Annotated in this window: 19 protein-coding genes; 8 read left to right on the forward strand and 11 right to left on the reverse strand. The window is 70.6% G+C overall.

Translation table 11 applies throughout. The features are described 5' to 3' along the window. Positions 1 to 54 precede the first annotated feature (54 nt). Positions 55 to 981 (reverse strand): RNA polymerase sigma-70 factor, encoded by a 927-nt coding sequence (locus tag AMK10_RS15470; protein ID WP_073748356.1) that lies wholly within the window; start codon positions 979 to 981, stop codon positions 55 to 57. A 197-nt stretch (positions 982 to 1178) separates the two neighbouring features. Between AMK10_RS15470 and AMK10_RS15475 the strand changes: the two genes are divergently transcribed. Together AMK10_RS15475 and AMK10_RS15480 are read left to right on the forward strand one after the other, a co-directional pair. After that, complete coding sequence (locus AMK10_RS15475) at positions 1179 to 1664, forward strand: carboxymuconolactone decarboxylase family protein (RefSeq protein ID WP_073749283.1); 486 nt, start codon at positions 1179 to 1181, stop codon at positions 1662 to 1664. A gap of 99 nt (positions 1665 to 1763) precedes the next feature. Continuing rightward, positions 1764 to 2993, forward strand: a complete 1230-nt coding sequence (locus tag AMK10_RS15480) for an ROK family protein (RefSeq protein WP_073748357.1) — start codon at positions 1764 to 1766, stop codon at positions 2991 to 2993. A gap of 40 nt (positions 2994 to 3033) precedes the next feature. Here AMK10_RS15480 and AMK10_RS15485 read toward each other — a convergent pair whose 3' ends face one another. The 6 genes from AMK10_RS15485 to xylA form a co-directional block, all read right to left on the reverse strand. Then, entirely contained in the window at positions 3034 to 3666 is a 633-nt protein-coding gene (locus AMK10_RS15485) for a hypothetical protein (protein ID WP_241839554.1), read from the reverse strand. Positions 3667 to 3819: 153 nt separating this feature from the next. Further along, positions 3820 to 5199, reverse strand: a complete 1380-nt coding sequence (locus AMK10_RS15490; protein ID WP_073748358.1) for a GH1 family beta-glucosidase — start codon at positions 5197 to 5199, stop codon at positions 3820 to 3822. A gap of 8 nt (positions 5200 to 5207) precedes the next feature. After that, entirely contained in the window at positions 5208 to 6062 is an 855-nt protein-coding gene (locus AMK10_RS15495; RefSeq protein ID WP_073749285.1) for a carbohydrate ABC transporter permease, read from the reverse strand. A gap of 5 nt (positions 6063 to 6067) precedes the next feature. Next, on the reverse strand, positions 6068 to 7039 hold the full coding sequence (locus AMK10_RS15500) for a carbohydrate ABC transporter permease (protein ID WP_073748359.1): 972 nt from the start codon (positions 7037 to 7039) through the stop codon (positions 6068 to 6070). Between the two features lie 11 nt (positions 7040 to 7050). Further along, a complete protein-coding gene (locus AMK10_RS15505) occupies positions 7051 to 8313 on the reverse strand; it encodes an ABC transporter substrate-binding protein (protein ID WP_073749286.1) in 1263 nt (420 codons plus the stop codon). Between the two features lie 153 nt (positions 8314 to 8466). After that, entirely contained in the window at positions 8467 to 9636 is a 1170-nt protein-coding gene (xylA, locus tag AMK10_RS15510; RefSeq protein ID WP_073748360.1) for a xylose isomerase, read from the reverse strand. 326 nt (positions 9637 to 9962) lie between these two features. Between xylA and yicI the strand changes: the two genes are divergently transcribed. The 3 genes from yicI to AMK10_RS15525 all read left to right on the forward strand — a co-directional run bounded on the left by yicI (position 9963) and on the right by AMK10_RS15525 (position 13841). Next, on the forward strand, positions 9963 to 12197 hold the full coding sequence (gene yicI, locus AMK10_RS15515; RefSeq protein ID WP_073748361.1) for an alpha-xylosidase: 2235 nt from the start codon (positions 9963 to 9965) through the stop codon (positions 12195 to 12197). Positions 12198 to 12413: 216 nt separating this feature from the next. Further along, positions 12414 to 13073, forward strand: coding sequence for a DUF4189 domain-containing protein (locus AMK10_RS36580; RefSeq protein ID WP_079180712.1), 660 nt, complete (start codon positions 12414 to 12416; stop codon positions 13071 to 13073). A 141-nt stretch (positions 13074 to 13214) separates the two neighbouring features. Continuing rightward, the gene (locus tag AMK10_RS15525) at positions 13215 to 13841 is read left to right on the forward strand and encodes a histidine phosphatase family protein (RefSeq protein ID WP_073748362.1); all 627 of its coding nucleotides are present in this window, start codon (positions 13215 to 13217) and stop codon (positions 13839 to 13841) included. 82 nt (positions 13842 to 13923) lie between these two features. On the opposite strand, the gene AMK10_RS15530 is transcribed toward AMK10_RS15525, so the two are convergent. Next, positions 13924 to 15603, reverse strand: a complete 1680-nt coding sequence (locus tag AMK10_RS15530; protein ID WP_073748363.1) for a protein kinase domain-containing protein — start codon at positions 15601 to 15603, stop codon at positions 13924 to 13926. 242 nt (positions 15604 to 15845) lie between these two features. On the opposite strand from AMK10_RS15530, the gene AMK10_RS15535 reads away from it, so the two are divergent. Continuing rightward, on the forward strand, positions 15846 to 16781 hold the full coding sequence (locus tag AMK10_RS15535; RefSeq protein WP_143194956.1) for a TetR family transcriptional regulator C-terminal domain-containing protein: 936 nt from the start codon (positions 15846 to 15848) through the stop codon (positions 16779 to 16781). A gap of 14 nt (positions 16782 to 16795) precedes the next feature. Beyond that, positions 16796 to 17017, forward strand: coding sequence for a hypothetical protein (locus AMK10_RS15540; protein ID WP_073748365.1), 222 nt, complete (start codon positions 16796 to 16798; stop codon positions 17015 to 17017). Positions 17018 to 17029: 12 nt separating this feature from the next. Here AMK10_RS15540 and AMK10_RS15545 read toward each other — a convergent pair whose 3' ends face one another. Together AMK10_RS15545 and AMK10_RS15550 are read right to left on the reverse strand one after the other, a co-directional pair. Then, positions 17030 to 17236 carry a DUF397 domain-containing protein gene (locus tag AMK10_RS15545; RefSeq protein WP_073748366.1) on the reverse strand — a complete coding sequence of 69 codons (207 nt, stop codon included), beginning with the start codon at positions 17234 to 17236 and terminating at the stop codon, positions 17030 to 17032. Next, on the reverse strand, positions 17220 to 18065 hold the full coding sequence (locus AMK10_RS15550) for a helix-turn-helix domain-containing protein (protein WP_073748367.1): 846 nt from the start codon (positions 18063 to 18065) through the stop codon (positions 17220 to 17222). The genes AMK10_RS15545 and AMK10_RS15550 overlap by 17 nt, the downstream gene beginning before the upstream one ends. 204 nt (positions 18066 to 18269) lie before the next feature. Between AMK10_RS15550 and AMK10_RS15555 the strand changes: the two genes are divergently transcribed. Then, the gene (locus tag AMK10_RS15555) at positions 18270 to 19349 is read left to right on the forward strand and encodes a lytic polysaccharide monooxygenase auxiliary activity family 9 protein (protein WP_073748368.1); all 1080 of its coding nucleotides are present in this window, start codon (positions 18270 to 18272) and stop codon (positions 19347 to 19349) included. An 82-nt stretch (positions 19350 to 19431) separates the two neighbouring features. Here AMK10_RS15555 and lepB read toward each other — a convergent pair whose 3' ends face one another. Further along, positions 19432 to 20097: a signal peptidase I gene (gene lepB, locus AMK10_RS15560; protein WP_073748369.1), complete on the reverse strand. Its 666-nt coding sequence runs from the start codon at positions 20095 to 20097 to the stop codon at positions 19432 to 19434. Positions 20098 to 20176: the final 79 nt, after the last annotated feature.

Genomic DNA, 20176 nt, shown 5'->3' on the forward strand with positions numbered 1-20176 from the left:
CCGCGACGGGGGTGTGGCCCTCCTGCCGTACGTGGCCCCAGGCGCGCTTCGGGCTCAGCGGCTCACCGTGGTCTCCCGCTCGATGCGGGACAGCTTCTCCGGGTTGCGCACCGCGTAGAGCCCGGTGACGAGTCCGTCGTCGACCCGCATCGCCAGGACGGTGTCGGTCCCGCCGTCCAGCCGGACGATCAGTGCCGGGTGCCCGTTGACCTGCACCGGGTGCAGCGACGCCGCCGCCGAGATCCTGCGCAGCACCTCGATCACCCTGTCCGCCCCCACGACGGGCTCCAGCGCCGCGCGCACGGCTCCGCCGCCGTCGGTCAGCAGGACCACGTCCGGAGCGATCACGTCCAGCAGCCCCTGGAGATCGCCCGTCTCCACCGCCCGCCGGAACGCCTCCAGCGCGCCCTGGGCCCCGTCCGGGGAAACGGCCCCGCGCGGGCGGCGCGCGGCGACATGGGCCCGCGCCCGGTGGGCGATCTGGCGGACCGCGGCCGGGGTCCTGTCCACGGCCGCCGCGATCTCGCCGTACTCCAGACCGAACACCTCGCGCAGCACGAAGACCGCGCGTTCGGTCGGTGCGAGCGTCTCCAGCACCAGCAGCATCGCCATCGAGACGCTGTCCGCCAGCTCGACGTCCTCGGCCACGTCGGGCGAGGTGAGCAGCGGCTCCGGGAGCCAGGGGCCGACGTAGGTCTCCTTGCGCCGGCGCAGTGTGCGCAGCCTGGTCAGCGCCTGGCGCGTGGTCATCCGCACCAGGAACGCGCGCCGCTCCCGCACCGTGCCGAGGTCGACCCCCGTCCAGCGCAGCCAGACCTCCTGGAGGACGTCCTCCGCGTCGGCGGCCGAGCCGAGCATCTCGTAGGCGACGGTGAACAGCAGATTGCGGTGGGCGAGGAACACCTCGGTGGCGACGTCCGTACGGTCGCCGCCCGCGGCCGGACCGCGTTCCTCGCGTGTCCGTCCCTTGCTCTCGTCCATCAGCCGGCTCCCGCCTGTCCGCTCTCGACCGTGTCACGCACAGGACGCCGGCCGGAGCCGGTCCGTGACAGCCGGGGCGTGTGAACCAGGTCACACCGATGTGCCGTCACAAAGTCCGGGTGCCCGGCATCTCCATGCCGTCACGACGCCGCGCGGACGATCCGCGCGGGGCCATCGCACCTGTGGAGGACGAGGACATGGAACCCCGGATCAACCTGATGACCAACAGCATCGGCGCCAAGGTCGCCAAGCGGATCTACAACGTCAATCTGGCGATCCAGGAGTCGTCGCTGCCCAAGACCCTCATGGAACTGGTCCAGCTGCGCGTCAGCCAGATCAACGGCTGCGGCTGGTGCGTCGACGTCCACACCAAGGAGGCCGCTGCCGTGGGCGAGACCCCGGTCCGGATCAACCTCGTCGCCGCCTGGCGCGAGTCCGCCGTGTTCACCGAGGCGGAGCGGGCGGCCCTGGCGCTGGCCGAGGAAGGCACCCGGACCGCCGACGCCGGCCAGGGCGTTTCGGACGAGACCTGGGAGCGGCTGACCAAGCACTACGACGAGGACGGGGTCACCGCACTGGTCTCTCTCGTCGCGATGATCAACGCGGCCAACCGGCTCGGCGTGATCGCGCGTATGCCGGGCGGTTCCTACAGCCCCGGCGCGTTCGCCGCCATGGAGGACTGACCGCCGGGCCCGCCCGGGCCCCGGCCGCGATCACACGGTCCCGGCCGGGCCCGCGCGGGGCCCTGGGGCGCCCGGACGGGCGTTAGGCTCGAAGGTCTGATGAAGAACAACCTCGCCTCGCCGGCGGCCAAGGCCGGTCACGAGTCCGTACGGCGTCACAACCTGAGCCTGGTCCTGCGGACCGTCCGTGACGAGGGCGAGGTCACCCGTGCCCGGGTGGCGAGCCTCGTGGGGCTCACCAGGGCGGCCGTCTCCTCGCTCGTCGAGGAGCTCCTGGCACTGGACTGCGTCAGCGAGTCCGGCAAGACCTCCAGCGGCTCGGCCGGGCGCCCCGGCACCGTGCTGAAGCTCTCCAGGACCGGACCCGCCGGCCTCGGCGTGGAGATCAACATCGACTACGTCTCGGTGTGCGCCGTCGACCTCACCGGCACCGACAGGGTCCGGGTCACCGAGCACACGGACCACCGGGGCGTCCCGCCCGCCGAGGTGCTCGCCCATGCCGCCCGGCTCACGAACCGGGTCATCGCCTCCACCCGGGAACAGGAACTGCGCGTCGTCGGCGTCGAGCTGGCACTGCCCGGCCTCGTCTCCGGCGGCGTCGTCCGCCAGGCCCCGAACCTCGGCTGGAGCAGGGTCGCGGCCGAGGGGATCTTCGGACAGGCCCTCAGCACCCTGCGCCCGGCCGGGCGGGCGCTCGCCGTCGGCTCCGACAACGAGGCCAACCTCGCGGCCCTCGCCGAGCTCTGGTTCGGCGGGCTCGGCGGCGTACGCACCTTCCTCTATCTCACCGGTGAGATCGGCGTGGGCGGCGCGCTCGTGGTCAACGGCGAGATGCTGCGCGGCGCACACGGCTTCGCCGGCGAGATCGGGCACGTCGTCGTCGACCCGCAGGGCCCCCTCTGCCGGTGCGGGGCGCACGGCTGCCTGGAGCAGTACGCGGGCCGGGCGGCGCTCCTGCGGGCGGCCGGGATCGACCCCGCCCTGGGCGTACGCGGAATCGCCGAGCTGGAGCAGCGCGCCGCGGCGGGACAGGAGCGGGCCGTCACGGCGCTGCGCGAGGCGGGGGACCGGCTGGGTGTGGTGCTGGCCGGCGCGGTGAACCTGTTCGACCCGGAGGCGGTCGTCCTCGGCGGGATCTACCGCAACCTGATGCCCTGGCTCGAGGAGTCCGCGGACGCCCAGCTCACCGCGCGGGTGGTGTCGGGCCGCTGGCACGAGAGCGGCAGCCGGCTGCGCGCCTCCTCCGTATCGGGAGACGCGGCGCGGGGCGCGGCGGCCCGGGTGGTGCACGAGGTCCTGGAGAACCCGGGGGCGTTCGCTGTGCGTTGACGGGCCGTCCGGTGGGCCGGTGCCTCAGGGCGCGCCGTGTTCACAGGTCCAGAGCGCGCGCGAGGGCCGCGTTGACCTGGGCGGAACGGGTGGGAAGGTTCTCGGAGACCCAGGACATCGCCAGGGCCAGGAAGTCCGCCAGGTCACGCCCGGCGCCTTCGACCAGGTGGCGGTAGTCCGTCACGGACAGCTCGATCACCTCGCTGTCGCTCCGCTCGGCGTCGACGACCAGCCGCACCACGTCGCCGACGCGCTCGGCCAGCGGATCGGGGTCGTGGCCGAACGACGGCGAGCCGCTGCCGTCGACGACACCTGCCCACGCGCGCCACTCCTCCAGCCCGCTGCAGCAGCCGGGCAGGAATTCGACACCGTTGACGGTGTCCACGACCCGCAGACCTCCGGCGACGAAGAGGTCCTCGAAGGTCAGCAGTCCGTGGAGAAACGAATCCAGGGGGTCGGTGGGGCGGGGCGGCCGGCCGTCGTGCTCGGGATCCAGATCGTTGCAGGCGGCGATGCCCATCACGGCCGTTGCCACCTCGGTGGCGCTGAGCTCACCGCTGAGCGGCAGGTGGTGGAACGGACGGACCCCGGCGACGGGCCAGAGGGCGAAGCCGTCAGAAGGGCTGATCTCCAGGACGGGGCGCATCACGATCACCCGGGAAGTCTCGCGCACTCCCGCAGGCAACGCCTTCCGTTTTCCTGGCCGGGCAGAGCCGGGCAGAGCTGGGCAGAGCCGGTCGGGGCAACGGGGGGCCGGCCGGCCCGGCGACACGAAGCGGGGGCGTACGCGTCGTGCACGCGTACGCCCCCGCTTCCGAGGAATCGATCAGGCCTTGTGGGCCGCGATCAGCTGCTGATACCAGCGGTAGCTGTCCTTCGGGGTGCGCTCCAGGGTGTCGTAGTCGACCCGGATGATCCCGAACCGCTTCGCGTAGCCCAGGGCCCACTCGAAGTTGTCCAGCAGCGACCACACGTAGTAGCCGCGCACGTCGACACCCGCGTCCATGGCCGTACGCAGCGCGGTCAGGTGCGTCCGCAGGTACTCCACCCGGTCCGCGTCGTGGATGGAGCCGTCGGCCTCGACGCTGTCGAACTCCGCCGAGCCGTTCTCCGTGATGTGCACCGGCGGCAGGGCGTCGCCGTACGTCTGCTTGAGCACGGTCAGCAGGTCGGTGAAGGACTCCGGGACGACCGGCCAGCCCATGGCCGTCTTGCGGACATCCGGGTAGTTCCCCTCCGAATACCGGTTGTCCGTGGCGACGCGCAGCGCCGGGTCCGCCTCGCGGTGCGGGGCGGCGGCGACCACGATCGGGCGGTAGTAGTTGATGCCGAGGAAGTCCATCGGCTGGGAGATCAGCTCCAGGTCGCCCTCGCGGCGGAAGTCCTGGCCGGTGATCAGCTCGCCCCAGGTCTCCTCCTCGGTGGCCGGGTAGCGGCCCGCGAGGAGCGGCTCGGTCCACACCAGGTTGTGCTGGGTGTCCGCGCGGACGACGGCGGCGAGGTCGGCGTCCGACTCGGTGGCCGGGACGTTGCGGTCCAGGTTGAGGGTGATGCCCGCCTCGCGGACGCCGGCGGCGCGCAGCGCGTTCATCGCGTGGCCGTGACCGACCAGCAGGTGGTGCGCGGCGGCCAGGGCCCCGCGGCCCTCCTGGGCGCCCGGCGCGTGCCGGCCGACGGAGTAGCCGAGGAAGGCGCTGCACCACGGCTCGTTCAGGGTGATCCAGCGCGGCACCCGGTCGCCCAGGTGCTCGGCGACGATCGCCGTGTACTCGCCGAAGCGCTCGGCGGTCTCGCGTACCCGCCAGCCGCCCTTGTCCTCCAGGGCCTGCGGCAGGTCCCAGTGGTAGAGGGTGGCGGCCGGCTCGATGCCCGCCTCCAGCAGCGAGTCGACGAGCCGGGAGTAGAAGTCCAGCCCCTTGGGGTTGACCGCCCCGCTGCCCGTCGGCTGGATGCGGGACCAGGCGATCGAGAAGCGGTACGACTCCACGCCCAGGTCGCGCAGCAGTGCCACGTCCTCCGGGTAGCGGTGGTAGTGGTCGCACGCGACGTCGCCCGTGTCGCCGCCGTCCGTCCTGCCGGGCGTGTGGCTGTAGGTGTCCCAGATGGACGGGCCGCGGCCGTCTTCCTCCACGGCGCCCTCGATCTGGTACGAGGCCGTGGCCGCGCCGAAGACGAATCCGGGCGGGAAGACCGGGAAGTCACTCATGGAAACCCTTACTTGACCGAGCCACCGGTGATGCCGGCGGCGATGTACTTCTGGGACAGGACGAGGAGGACCGCCGCGGGCACGGCGGAGAGCACCGAGGCGGCCATGACCGAACCCCAGTCGCCGACGTGCGCGCCGATGTACTGGTAGATGCCCAGCGTGATCGGCTTGACGTCGTCGGTCGTGTTCAGCGTGAGCGCGAACATGAAGTCGCTCCACGCGTACAGGAACGAGAACAGCCCGGCGGTGATCAGCGAGTTGCGGCTCATCGGCAGGACGACCTGGATGAACGTGCGGATACGGCCCGCGCCGTCCACCTCGGCGGCCTCGATGACCTCACGCGGGATCGACACCATGAACGAGCGCATCAGCACGATCGCGAAGGGGATGCCGAGAGAGGCGTCCGCCAGCATCAGGCCGAAGTAGGAGTTGACCAGGCCGAGGTCCACGTACGCGCTGTACAGGGCGTTGGCGATGACGATGCCCGGCACCATCTGGGTGATGAGCGTGCCGAAGACGATCGTCTTGCCGCCGCGCAGGTTGAACTGCGCCAGCCCGTAGGCCGCCGGAGCGGAGATGGCCAGACAGATGGCCACGGCGCCGAGCGCCACGGCCAGCGAGGTGAGCAGGTTGCCGCCCTGCTCGGTGATCGCCGAGGTGAAGCCGGAGAAGTCCACGCCCGTCGGGACGGGGCCGACGTCGACCAGGCTCGCGTCCGGCTGCAGCGCGGTGTTGATCATCCAGTACAGCGGGAAGAGCATGACCGCGAGGATGAGGAGGCCGAAGACGGTCGCACCCCAGCGGCGCTTGGGCCGGTTGACGGCGGGTGCCGGGGCGGCGGGGTTCTGGATGGTGGTCGCCATGCCGGTCACTTCCCCTCGTTGCGGTTGACCCGCAGGTAGAACACCGCGAAGACGGCGGAGATCAGGATCAGGATGTTGCCGACCACGGCACCGGCCCCGAAGTCCATCTGGACGAAGGAGTTCTGGTACGTGAGCGTGCCGAGCGTCTGGGTGGAGTCGGCGGGACCGCCGTCGGTGAGGGCGAGGACCAGGTCGAGGATCTTGACCGTGGACATGAAGCCGAGCACCAGCACCACGGTGATGACGGGCTTGAGCATGGGCAGGGTGACCGAGCGGAACGTACGCCAGGCGGACGCGCCGTCGAGCGCGGCGGCCTCGTTCAGCTCCTTGGGGACCTCCTGGAGGCCGCCGTAGAGGATCACCATGTTGAACGGGATGCCGATCCAGATGTTCACCAGGATCACCGAGATCAGCGCCATGCTGGTGCTCGTCAGCCAGGGCGTGTCACCGGGGAGTCCGATGGTGCCGAGGAAGGAGTTGAGCACACCCGTGTCCTGGTCGAAGATGCGCCGCCAGACGATGCCGGAGACGACCATGGGGACCAGCCACGGCAGCAGGATGAGCGAGCGCAGGATCCCGTTCAGCGGGAAGCGGCGGGTGAAGAAGACGGCGAGCGCCAGACCGATGCAGAACTGGCCGAGCAGCGATCCGACGGTGAAGAGGATCGTCTGCCACAGGGCCTTGCCGAACAGCCCGTCGCTGAAGACGTTGTTCCAGTTGTCCAGGCCGTTGAACGGCGCCTCGCCGGTGAAGAAGGTGGACGGCGAGTAGTCCTCGAAGCTCATCACGATGTTGCGGACGAGCGGGTAGCCGAAGAACAGCGCCATGAAGATCACGGCGGGGGCGATGAAGCCCCACTGCGCGAGCGTCCTGCGGCGCTTGGCGCTCCGCGGGTTCACGGGCTTCTTGACCGCTCCGGCGTCGGCGGCCTTGGCGTCGGCCGGCAGCGCGGCGGCTGAGGCTGTGGTGGATGACATGGTTCGTTACCTCAGTTCCCGCTCGTGACCTGCTGCTGGGCACGCTTCAGAGCGGCCTCGCTGGACTCGCCGGTGAGAGCGGACTGGAAGGCGCTCTGGAGGGCGAGCGAAACGGACGACCACTGCGCGCCGACCTTGGCGGTACGGGAACGGGCGGTGGCGACCTGGTCGGCCAGCGCCGCCAGCTCGGGGGTCTTCTTCCGCCAGATGTCGGCCGCCTTGGTGTTGGCCGGGACCATCCAGCTGTTGATGGCGTAGGAGATCTCCTCCTGCTCGCCCGACATACAGCCGATGATCTTGGCGGCCATCTTCTCGCGCTCGGTGTCACCGGTGTTGGGCACGGTCAGCACGCCACCGCCCAGCGGTCCGACCGAGTCGTCCCCGGCCTCGGGGACGGGGATCTCGGCGATGCCCCAGTTGAGCCCCTTCTTGGAGTTCAGGGTCTCGACCTGCCACGGGCCGTTGATCATCATGGCGGCGTTGCCGGCCATGAACTGGTCGTTCACATCGGCCTGGGTCCAGTTGACCGTGGACTTGGAGAGCGAGCCGTCCTTCAGCAGGGCCTTCCAGTAGTCCAGCGCCTCCGCGACCTCGGGGCTGTCGAGCTTGGTCTCGTCACCGCCGTTGGACCACATGAAGGGGGTGAACTGGAAGACGCCGTCCTCCGCGCCGCCCGCGCTGAGCGCCAGGCCGTACCGCTTGCCCTGGGTCAGCTTCTTCGCGGTCGACTGCATCTCGGCCCAGGTGGTGGGAACCTCCAGGCCGGCCTTGTCGAGGGTGTCCTTGTTGTAGAACAGCGCCAGGGTGTTCACCGTGCGCGCGGCCCCGTAGTACTCCCCGTCGAACGAACCGAAGTCGACGATCCCCTCGGGGATGTCCGTCGTGGTCAGCCCGAGGTCCTTCAGCGGGATCAGGCCGCCGGCCTCGGCGAACGTCGGCATCTCGGAGGCGTCCAGCTGCAGGACGTCCGGCAGCGACTTCGAGGACGCCATGCGCAGCGCCTTCGTCATCAGCTGCGCGGCCGGCACGCTCTGCTGCTCGATGGTGACCCCGAGCTCCTTGCTGCAGCGCTTCAGGGTGTCGCCGTCCCAGCGGTGGTACGACTCGTCAGTCGAGGAGTTCATGACGGTGTAGACGTCCTCGTCCCGCTGCTGGCCGCACCCCGAGAGAACGGTGCCTGCGACGATCGCGGAGACGACGGTGAGGGGGACGACGATCCGCCTGGTACGGCGGCTGCGGCGTCGGATCCGTCCGTCCGGGGAGGGTTCTGTCACGGTGGTGCCCTTGCGTGAGAGGGGGTTGCCGGGCCGGGCCCATGGGAACGCTCCCACGGGCTGGGAGTCAAGCCCCTTCGCGAATCCGGCGGTCTCGCGACGGGGGAGATCCGGGGTGGCCGGCCATGTGCTGCCGCCCACCCCGGGGGTGGGTCAGCGGACGCCGAGGAGGTGTTCCATGGCGAGCTGGTCGAGGGCTTCGAAGGCCATGGAGCGTTCGGCGGCGGTGGTGGCGTCGAAGTCCTCGTAGGCGGACCTGTCGGCGAGGAGGCCCTTGAGGCCGTCCTCGGCCGTGGGCCGGGCGAGGTCGTCGAGGCGGGAGGCGGTCAGGGCCTCCTGGACGGCGGGGTCGGCCCGGAAGGCCAGGGCGCGCTCCTTGAGGATGAGGTAGTTGCGCATGCAGTTCTTCGCGGACTCCCAGACCCCGTCGATGCCGTCGGTGCGCACCGGCTTGAAGTCGAAGTGGAGGCTGCCGGTGTAGTCGGAGGACTCCAGGAGGTCGACGAGCCAGAACGCCTGGCGCAGGTCGCCGGCGCCGAAGCGGAAGTCCTGGTCGTACTTGATGCCGGACTGGCCGTTGAGGTCGATGTGGAAGAGCTTGCCCGCCCACAGGGCCTGGGCGATGCCGTGGGGGAAGTTCAGCCCGGCCATCTGCTCGTGGCCGGTCTCCGGGTTCACCCCGACCAGCTCGGGGCGCTCCAGGCGCTCGATGAACGCCAGCGCGTGCCCGATCGTCGGCAGGAGGATGTCGCCGCGGGGCTCGTTGGGCTTGGGCTCGATCGCGAAGCGCAGGTCGTAGCCCTGCTCGGTGACGTAGTCGCCCAGCAGGTCGAAGGCCTCCTTCATCCGGTCCAGCGCGACGCGGACGTCCTTCGCGCCACCGGACTCCGCGCCCTCGCGCCCGCCCCAGGCGACGTAGGTGGTGGCGCCGAGCTCCGCGGCCAGGTCGATGTTGCGCATCACCTTGCGCAGCGCGAAACGCCGCACGTCGCGGTCGTTCGCGGTGAACCCGCCGTCCTTGAACACCGGGTGCGTGAACAGGTTCGTCGTGGCCATCGGGACCTTCATCCCGGTCCGCCCCAGCGCGTCCTTGAACCGGCCGATCAGCCGCTCCCGCTCCGCCTCCGACGACCCGAACGGGATCAGATCGTCGTCGTGGAACGTCACACCGTGCGCCCCCAGCTCCGCGAGCCGCTCCACCGACTCGACCGGGTCCAGCGCGGGACGCGTCGCGTCACCGAACGGGTCATTGCCACGCCAGCCCACGGTCCACAGACCGAAGGTGAACCTGTCCGAAGGAGTGGGATTGAAGCGGTCCGACATTGCACAGCCTCTTGTCGACGTCAGGCCCGGATGACAGCTCTGCCGGACCGGCCAATTTGTTTGCTTGCAGTACTAATACTCCATCCGGTCGAGGGTTTCTAGACCGTTTCCGTCACGTGTCGGTTACGTGGCGCCAACATGGCAGATCGGAGGCGCTGTGCCATGGTTCGGTTTCTCGGGCAATCCGGTAATTCCTGTTACCTACCTCCCTTCTCGGGCACATTTGTTTTGTGTACGATCAAAATCAAGAGGACCCGCAGCCGCGCTCGCCGCAGGCGCCCTGATGTTCCGCCCCAGCACCTCCTGATCGGCTAAGGACCACCCCCATGAAGTTCACCGACGGCTTCTGGCAGATGCGCAGTGGTGTGCACGCCTCCTACGCCACCGAAGTCCGCGACATCCGCCTCGAGGACGACCGCCTCGCCGCCTACGCCGCCGTCAAGCGCGTCGAGCGCCGCGGCGACACGCTGAACGCTCCGCTGATCACCGTGGAGGCGCACGCCCCGGCCGAGGGCGTCATCGCCGTACGCCTCACCCATCACGCGGGCAAGCGCCGCAAGGGCCCCGACTTCGAGATGCCGGGGGCCGTCGCGGGGTCCGCCGCCACCACCCGCACCGAGGGCACCACCGCCGAACTGACCAGCGGCCCGCTCACCCTGCGGCTCCCCACCGAGGGCGCCTTCGGCCTGGAGTTCCTCGACGGGGACGGCCGGGTCCTGACCTCGGCCGGCCGCAAGGGCAGCGCCTTCGCCACCGTCGACGGCAGCCACCACATGTTCGCCCAGCTCGCCATCGGCGTGGGCGAGACGGTCCACGGCCTCGGTGAGCGCTTCACGCCGTACGTGAAGAACGGACAGGTCGTCGACATGTGGCAGGCGGACGGCGGCACCAGCAGCGAACAGGCGTACAAGAACGTCCCGTTCTACCTCTCCTCGCGCGGCTACGGCGTCTTCGTCAACCACCCCGGCAAGGTCTCCTTCGAGGTGGGCTCCGAGGCCGTCGGCCAGGTGCAGTTCAGCGTCGAGGACCAGACCCTGGAGTACTTCGTCGTCGCGGGCCCCACGCCCAAGGAGGTCCTGTCCCGCTACGCCTCCCTCACCGGCCTCCCGGCGCTCCCCCCGGCCTGGTCGTTCGGCCTCTGGCTGACCACGTCCTTCACCACCTCGTACGACGAGACGACGGTCAACTCCTTCGTCGACGGCATGGCCGAGCGCGGCATCCCGCTCAGCGTCTTCCACTTCGACTGCTTCTGGATGCGCGAGTACCAGTGGTGCGACTTCGAGTGGGACCCGGCCGTCTTCCCCGACCCCGAGGGCATGATCGCCCGGCTCAAGGCCAAGGGTCTGAAGATCTGCGTCTGGATCAACCCGTACATCGGGCAGAAGAGCGCCCTGTACGAAGAGGGCGCCGAGAAGGGGTACTTCGTCCGGACGGCGGACGGTGACATCTGGCAGTGGGACAAGTGGCAGGCCGGCATGGCGCTGGTCGACTTCACCAACCCCGAGGCCACCGCCTGGTACCAGGGCAAGCTCAAGGTGCTCCTGGACCAGGGCGTCGACGGCTTCAAGACCGACTTCGGCGAGCGCATCCCCACCGACGTCGTCTGGCACGACGGCTCCGACACGGAGCGCATGCACAACTACTACACGCACCTCTACAACAAGGCCGTCTTCGAGGTCCTGGAGACGGAGCGCGGCGCGGGCGAGGCCGTCCTCTTCGCCCGCTCGGCCACCGCGGGCGGCCAGCAGTACCCGGTCCACTGGGGCGGCGACTGCTGGTCCTCCTTCGAGGCCATGGCGGAGTCCCTGCGCGGCGGCCTCTCGCTCTCCCTGTCCGGCTTCGGTTTCTGGAGCCATGACATCGGCGGCTTCGAGGGCACCCCCGACCCGGCGGTCTTCAAGCGCTGGCTCGCCTTCGGCCTGCTCTCCTCGCACAGCCGGCTGCACGGCTCGTCGTCGTACCGCGTGCCGTGGGAGTTCGGCGACGAGGCGGTCGACGTGGCCCGGCAGTTCACCCGGCTCAAGCACCGCCTCATGCCGTACATCTACGGCGCCGCCGTCGAGGCCCACCGCACCGGTGTCCCCACGATGCGCCCGCTGCTGCTGGAGTTCCCCCAGGACCCGACCGCCCGCACGGTCGACCGCGAGTACCTGCTCGGCCCGGACCTCCTCGTCGCGCCCGTCTTCACCGAGGACGGCCAGGTCGAGTACTACGTGCCCGAGGGCACCTGGACCCACCTGCTGACGGGCGAGACGGTGACCGGACCGGCCTGGCGCCAGGAGACGCACGGCTTCGACAGCCTGCCCCTGCTGGTCCGCCAGGGCGCGGTGCTCGCCCTGGGCGCGGACGAGTCCCGTCCCGACGGCGAGTGGCTCGACAACCTCGAACTCCGCGTGTTCGCCCCGGCGGGCACGGGCGACTTCACCCGCACGGTGACCGTCCCCGACCACACGGGCGCGGTGGCCGCGACGTACGAGGTGGTCCGCGAGGGCGGCGAGATCCGTGTCACGACGGACACCGACCGCCCGTACACGGTCACGGTCGTGGGCGAGTCCGCCTGACGGCAGCCGACCGCCGATCCTCCCGGCCCGGCATCCGGAACCGCCCTTCGCGGCGGCCCGGATGCCGGGCCGTTCGTCTTCCCGTCACCCTCGGTTCCCGCTCCGGGAGTGAGGATGTGGTGTACACGACCGAATCGCTTCCGCCCGTGCGGGCCCTGCGGAACAATCGGGGCAGCACCGGGCCGTAGTGCGCCCGGCGAATTCGGGGGAGTTCGCGTGGCTGACACGCAGCATGTTGTACGGCCTGACGGTGAATCACGGCCGACGGGGGCGAAGCCCGCGACAGGAGCGAGAGGACCGGGCGGGCGTGCCGCCCGTGCCGCCGCGGGGGTCGCGGCACTGGTCGTCGTCGCGGTGGTGCTGAGCGGGTGCGGACGGTCCGGCCACCGCTCGCCGTTCCGGCCGGGCATCCCGGACAGCGGGTCGGCGGCCGACGGCTGGACGGCCTCCGCCGAGACCACGGACCCCGCCGACCCGTACACCGACGAACCGGACGCGCCGGGTGACGGCGGCGATCTGGAAACGCCGGTCACGCGGGAACCGGAGATCGAGCCCGAGCCGGCCCCGCCGCCCCGGCCGCCGGACCGCTACGGCGCCATAGCCGTCGGCCGGGACGGCAGCAACGGCGAATCCTGGGACTACAACACCCGGGCCGCCGCCGAACAGGGCGCGCTGCGACGGTGCCCCGGCTCCGGCTGCAAGATCCTCACGTCCTTCAGCAACAGCTGCGGCGCCGTCGTGTACAACTCCTCGGCCAACCGCTACTGGGGCGGCAACGGCGCCACCCGGGCCAAGGCGGAGGCGGACGCGCGGTCGCGGGCGGGCGGAGGGCGCGTGATCGCCTGGGCCTGCACCACGCGGTACGACACCGACTGAGGGTCACCGGGGCGCTCCGCCGTACGGAGTCCACCCCGGGGCGAGCCGCTCCGCGCCGGGCCGGCGGAATGCGATCGTGGGCCGTCGGGTTGGCACCAGCGGCACATATGTACGAGCACGGCGCAGAGAGCGGAAGCACCCATGGGCGAGTTGATCCTGATCCGGCACGGCGAGACCGAGTGGTCCCGGTCCGGGCAGCACACGAGCTGGACCGACCTGCCGCTGACCGAGCTCGGTGAGCGGCAGGCCCGCGCCCTCGTGCCGCTGCTCGCGGAGCGCGAGATCGGGCTCACCCTGGTCAGCCCCTATCTCCGCGCCCGCCGCACCGCCGAGCTCGCGGGCCTGACCGCGCCCCGCGAGACACCGGACCTCCGGGAGTGGGACTACGGGGCGTACGAGGGCGTGACCACGGTCGACATCCGCCGCACCCGCCCCGACTGGAACCTCTGGACCGACGGCGTCGCCCCCGGCCCCGAGGAGCACCCGGGGGAGAGCCCGGAGGAGGTGGGTGCCCGCGCGGACCGGATTCTGCTGGAGGTCCGGGCGGCGTCGTCCCGGCTCGGCGACGCCGACATCGCCCTCGTGGCGCACTCGCACTTCCTGCGCGTGCTCACCGCGCGCTACCTCCGGCTGACCCCCGCGAGCGGCGAGCTCTTCCAGCTCGCCACGGGCGCCGTCTCACGCCTCGGCACGGAACACGGGAAGCCGGTCGTGACGGCCCTGAATCTGGCGATCCCGAAGGGGCTCTTCGACGCGGTCGGCTGCTGAGGCCGGTACGTGACCTAGGCGCGTCCCGCACTCGGACGGGCACAGTCCGACGGCCAGGCTCGCGGCCGGCGCCTAGGCTTCCTCAGCCGCGCAGTCTGGCCGACTGCATCGCCGTCAGGCGGCGGACGAAGAGGAAGGTGATGACGACAGCGGGCAGGGCCAGCGCATGGGCGGTGAAGGCGGACCAGTAGAGCACGCCGAAGTCGTAGTCCAGCTCTGTCACGTACTTGAGTGTGCCTCCGCTGTCCTCGTACGTGCGGTGCTCGGTCGAGCCGTGGACCAGGCCCCACCAGGGAGTCCAGACGAGGGGCCAGGTCAGCAGGGTGACCAGCCACGTCACCCACCAGGTGTGCAGCAGACCGCCCGGGGCCGGAGTCCTGCCGTTGCCGGACGGGCTTGAGGCATGCCAGATGTCGTCGGCGATCTGCTTGGGCAGGAAGAGGTTGCCGATGGGGATGAACCAGCTGGTGACGGCGGTCGGGGGGCGGTGGCGCAGGCGTCCCGGCGCGAATCTGTCGGCGAAGGCGCGCACGCGGGCGAACCAGAGTACCCAGCTCGTCACCAGCCCCACACCGAAGATCAGTTGGGCGGCGAACAACCCGATGAAGATGTCCTCGTGGTCGCCGTATTTGGGGTCATACAGATATGGATAGCCATCGGGCGACGAGTCGTAATCTCCGTACAGGTCGTCCGAGGCGACGCCCATCGAGATGGCGGTAGCCGCGCAGACCAGGGCGAACAGCGCGAGGAAGCAGTAGACGGCGATGCGGTACCTGTCAGCCGGGCGCTCGTGTTCACGAATGCGCCGACGCTCCTCGGCGAGGAGGGTCGGTGGCCCGGACCGCCTGTCGTCGATCGCCGTGGGGGCGTCGGGCACCCGCGCGGTGGGCACCGTGGATGGCGGCACTGTGCTCGCGGCCGGAGCGACAGTCGTCGCTGCCGCTGCCGCGCGGAGCATGGACAGCGTGCTGTCGACGCCGGGGCGGCCTTCGGGGTCCTTGGTCAGCAGAGCCGTGATCACCGCAGCCAGTACGGGGTCGGCGCGCCGCATCGGCGGAGGGTCGTGCAGGACCACGGCGGCCATGGTGGCGGTGGGAGTGTCGCGGCGGAAGGGAGAGACGCCCTCGACCGCCTCGTACAGGGTGACCCCCAGCGAGAACAGATCGCCTATGGCCTGGTCCTGACTGCCGTTGAGACGCTCGGGAGCCATGTACTCGGCGGAGCCGATGACGCCCCCGGTGGCGGTGAGACGGGTGTCGGTCTCGTGCACCGCGATACCGAAGTCGGTGAGGAGCACCTGGCCCTCGTCGGTGAGCATCACGTTGGCGGGTTTGAGGTCGCGGTGCACGATACCGGCGGCCTGGGCCGCCTTGAGCGCCTTGAGCAGTGCGGTCGCGGTCTCGGTCACGAGCGGTACGGGCAGCGGCCCGTCCGCGCGCAGACGCTCCTCCAGTGAACGGCCGTCGACCAGCCGCATCACGATCCAGGGGGTGCCATCCTCGACCACCACGTCGTGGACCGCGACGATGTGCGGATGGTCACGCAGGCGGGCCGCGTTACGGGCCTCCCGAGCCGCGCGGACCACACGGCCCTGCCGCTCCTCCTCCGAGCCGGACTGCTGCGGCAGTCGCACTTCCTTGACCGCGACATGGACGCCGAGCGCTTCGTCGTGCGCCTTCCACACCCGGCCGAACCCGCCCTCACCCAGATGCCCGACGAGCCGGTACCGCCCACCGACAATCCGCTCTGCTCCGTCCGCCACTCCCAACGCCCCCATTGCTTCATTCACTTGATGACCAATCACGATCCGCAGAGAGCGTACGGAGCGCCCCACCCATGCGCAACGCAGGCATCCGGCCCTGCACACACACGCTTCAGGTTCGAGCAGACGTCCACCCGAACGGGGCGGTACGTGTCGTCGCGCGGTCCGGTACGGCGGAGTCGCGGAACTTCGCGCAGGTGCGCACCTGGCGCCGGACCGGGGCGTGACTCCAGCATCGAGTGGTGGACACTTCCAACGAGCCGCACCTCGCGCACAAGAGCCATCTGCCCCACCCCTACGACCAGGACGTCTCCCACGTCCTGCGGCACGTCAGCCGGATCACGGCCACCGGCCGGAAGAAGCTCGCGAACAGCCTGAGCACCGCCGGCTATCTGGCCGCGGGCATGCGCCTGATCCAGCAGCACCTGGGGCCCGGGGCGGTGCGGAGCGCCGCCGGCACCGGGAACAGGCACTCCCTCGAACGCCCCCTGCTGGGATTCCTCTCCCAGCGGGCGGTCGCGGCAGCGGTGGCCGAGAACCCGCCCCCGTTCCCCCGCCGGGGCGGTGTACCGAGGCTGCGGACCACATGGCGGTCGCAGTCGGACTTCGTCGCCGACCTGATCAACTTCGCCATGTGGCCTGCGAACTACCACCCCGGATACGTGGAACAGAGGGCGGCCACCACCAGGAGACTCGTCGCCGGTGAGGACTTCGTCCAGGCCGTCCACGCAACGGCCTACCAGCACACCGCCGAGAGCGCCCGCATGCCGTCCGTCCGGCTCAGCCTCGCCCTGATGGCGCTCGCCGACGGCGACGACACGGTCCAGCGGGCCCTCACGGAGACGTACCGGGGCTACCTCTCCTCCTGGAAACAGGTCTATGCCGAGGTCCTCCGGGCACGGGGCCTGCGGTTACGGGCGGGACTCGGCCTCGACGATCTCGCGAACGCCCTGTCCGCCGCCACGGACGGCATGATCCTGCGCTCCATCGGCGACCCGCACGCCGGGGTCGTCGACCCGGAACGGGAGCGCTCACTGATGGGCACGGTCGCCCTCGCGGTGATCCACGGCTTCCTGGAGCCGTCGGAGGACTCGGACGGACTCACGCTGGAGGAGGCCGTCCACGCGAGACTCGGGCGGCCCCTGCCCTCCGGGGAGACCGGGGGCGACGCGCGATGAGGAGGGAGGAACCCATGCCATCCACCGACCGCACTCCGGAGGAGCCCGGAACCGGCACGCGTGGTCAGGGACGGCTCGCGGCCGTCACCGGCCTGGTGTCCGTCATCGGAGCCGTCGTCCTGGGGTTCACGGGCCACCCCGAAGCCGCTGCGGCGGTGGGAGTCGCCGGGGGTGCCGTCGCCGGTGGCATCCACGTGACCGTGAACATCGACCGGCGCCCTCCCGGCCGGGAGTGACGAGCGGACCCGTCAGAGGTACCCGTCCCTGAAGGCGCCGACGAAAGCGGCCCAGTGCACAGCGCCGAAGACGAGCGCGGGGCCGTCGGGAACCTTGCTGTCGCGTACGGGTACGAGGCCGGGGAGGCCGTCGGCGACCTCGACGCAGTTCCCGCCGTCCCCGTTGCTGTGGGACGACTTGTGCCACGTCACTGAGCACAGGTCACGAGAGGTGAGCATCTGTCGCATGGTCCTTCGCAGCCGACTTGATGAGGGACAGGGATGCTTCCGGTGACAGCGCGGAAGCCCTGGCCAGATCGTATGCGGAAGAGATGTGCTCCACCAGCTCGCTTTCCTCGACGAGTTGACCGCTGTAGGCCGTCTCCGTGTAGGCGGCAGGAGGTGCGTCGGAGAAGTGCATCAGCGTAACGGCCGAGTCCAGCAGAGGGGTGGCTCCCGCCGAGAACGGCAGCACCTGGACGACCACACGTGGGCGGGTGCTCGCCTGTGAGTGGAGATGATCGAGCTGCTCGGACATGGTGGCCGCCCCGCCCACCGGAATGCGGAGTGCCGCCTCGTGAATGATGACCCAGAGGAGCGGCGGAGCAGGGGAGTCGAGCAGGCGCCCCCGCTCCATTCGGGTACGCACGTGCGTGTCCACGATGTCGTCTGAGGAGTAGGGGTGAGCGGCCCGCGTCAGCGCTCGGGCGTACGACTCGGTCTGCAGCAGGCCCGGGACGACCATGGACGAGTGCTCCGCGATGGAGACGGCCCGCAGCTGGAGTTCCGCCGCATCCGCGAAGTACCCCGCCACCTTCGACGTCCGTGCCAGCCGGCACAGCCGCTGGAGGTGCTCGCCGCTGCCCAGCAACTCGTCCAGCGCACGCGAGATGTCCACCTGAGGCCGCCGCTCGGCCGCCTCGAACAGGCCGATGTACGTGCCCGAGCAGAACGCCCGCTCGCCCAGTTCGTTCTGTGAGAGACCCGCCGCCTCGCGCAGCCGGCGCAGCTCCGCACCGTAGAAGGCGCGGGGGTTCGCGTACGGGTCCAAGTCCTTCGGAAGTGGCATGGGCCCGAACGTATCGGTTACCCCGCCCCCGTATCCGGCGATTGCGTGCACATCACCCGCACGGGGCCGCGAAAGCCGTTCTGCGCAAGGCGTTTACAGGATTCGGGGTCACCGCTAGCCTCCGAAATGGGAGCGCTCCCAAGCTTGCACCGCATTCCGGCCCCACCCGGCCCCACTCGGCGCCGCAGCGAAGGGACGTACATCGTGATCCGACCGACGAGACATCGATTACTGGCGGGCACCCGCCGAAGAGCCATCCTCCTCACCCTGCTCGCCCTCCTCACGACCGTCCCCGCCCTGGGGCTGGTCGTCACCACCGGCGAGAAGGCGGAAGCGCACGGCACACCCATGAAGCCCGCCAGCCGCACGTTCCTCTGCTGGCAGGACGGGCTGACCGACACCGGTGAGATCAAGCCGGTGAACCCCGCGTGCAAGGCGGCAGCCCAGCAGAGCGGGACCACCCCCTTCTACAACTGGTTCTCCGTGCTGCGCTCCGACGGCGCCGGCCGCACCCGCGGCTTCGTGCCCGACGGTGAGCTGTGCAGCGGCGGGAACACCAACTTCACCGGCTTCAACAAGCCCAGCACGGACTGGCCGGTGACGCATCTGACCGAAGGCTCGACCATCGACTTCTCGTACAACGCCTGGGCCGCGCACCCGGGTTGGTTCTACGTCTACATCACCAAGGACGGCTACGACCCGACGCAGCCGCTCACCTGGGCCGGCATGGAGGAGAGTCCCTTCATCTCCGTCGACCACCCGCCGCTCAACGGCAGCCCCGGCACCGTCGAGGCCGACTACAAGTGGACGGGCGCGCTGCCCGACAACAAGGAGGGCCGCCACGTCATCTATGTGGTCTGGCAGCGCTCGGACAGCCAGGAGACCTTCTACTCCTGCTCCGACGTGGTCTTCGACGGCGGCAACGGAGAGGTGACCGGGGTCAAGGACGGCTCCACCACCACGCCGACCGAGCCCCCGCCGGGCACCTGCACCGCCACGCGGAGCACCACCGGGACTTGGGGCGGCGGCTACCAGTCGCAGGTGACCGTCACCAACTCCGGTGACGTGCCGATGCTCGGCTGGATGGTGGAGTGGACGCAGCCCACGGGGCAGAGCGTCGCCAGTCTCTGGAACGGCACGATGACCACGCAGGGGCAGGAGGTGATGGTCCACAACGCGGGCTGGAACGGCTCGTTGGACCCCGGTGAATCCACGACCTTCGGTTACGTCACCGAAGGCGGCACCCCCGATCCCGCGCTCGCGCTCGGCTGCAGGGTGGGCTGAGCCCACGGCACGGCGCGGCCGGCACCACCGCCCCGGGCGGGGTGCCGGCCGCGACCCGGCCCGGAGTGCCAGGGATCGCGCGTCAGGCGTGCCAGGCGGCCGGGGTCGGAGGCGCGTACGCCGTGCGGGAGCGGTGCCGTGCGCCCCGGGCGGCGATCCCCGACACGAGCGCGGTGACGCCCAGCAGCAGGCCGAGCAGCATCGCCACGCCCAGTCCCACGAGGCCCGTACGGTCATGGGGGATCCGGGCCAGGACGGTGGCCGCCGGGACGGTGCCCGACCGGTCGTCCAGGAAGGAGCGTGAGTCCCTGGCGTTGGCGCGGTGGTCGCCGAGCACGAAGAGCCTGCCCTCCGGGACCTCGACGTCGTACCGGACGGGCATGCCCGAGGGGTCGCCGTCCTTGACGTACGTCTCGGTCAGCGGCTTGCCGTTCACCGTCACGGGTGCGCCGGGCTCCTGCGCGACACGGTCGCCGCCGACGCCGATCACCCGGCTGAGGACGGCCAGACCCTGATAGCGCTCCGGCTCCCGGTAGAGCACGACGTCTCCACGCCGGACGTCGTCCGCGCCGGCCCGCTCCAGGAGCACGCGCTCGCCGATCGAGTACGTCGGTTCCATGGCGCTGCCGCCCACCTGCGCCGTCGTGTATCCGCTCCCGAACAGTGCCACGGGCCCCACCAGCAGCACTGCTCCCACCGCTCCGGATGTCCAGGCGGTGATCCGCAGCCCTCTTCCTGCCCGTCCCACATGTCCTCCCCGAACGTACGTGCGGTGAGGTTACAGGGTTGCCGACGTCGCGAACGGCGGACGGCCGGCACCTCGCCCC

The sequence above is a fragment of the Streptomyces sp. CB02058 genome (assembly GCF_001905505.1).
Lineage (GTDB): Bacteria > Actinomycetota > Actinomycetes > Streptomycetales > Streptomycetaceae > Streptomyces.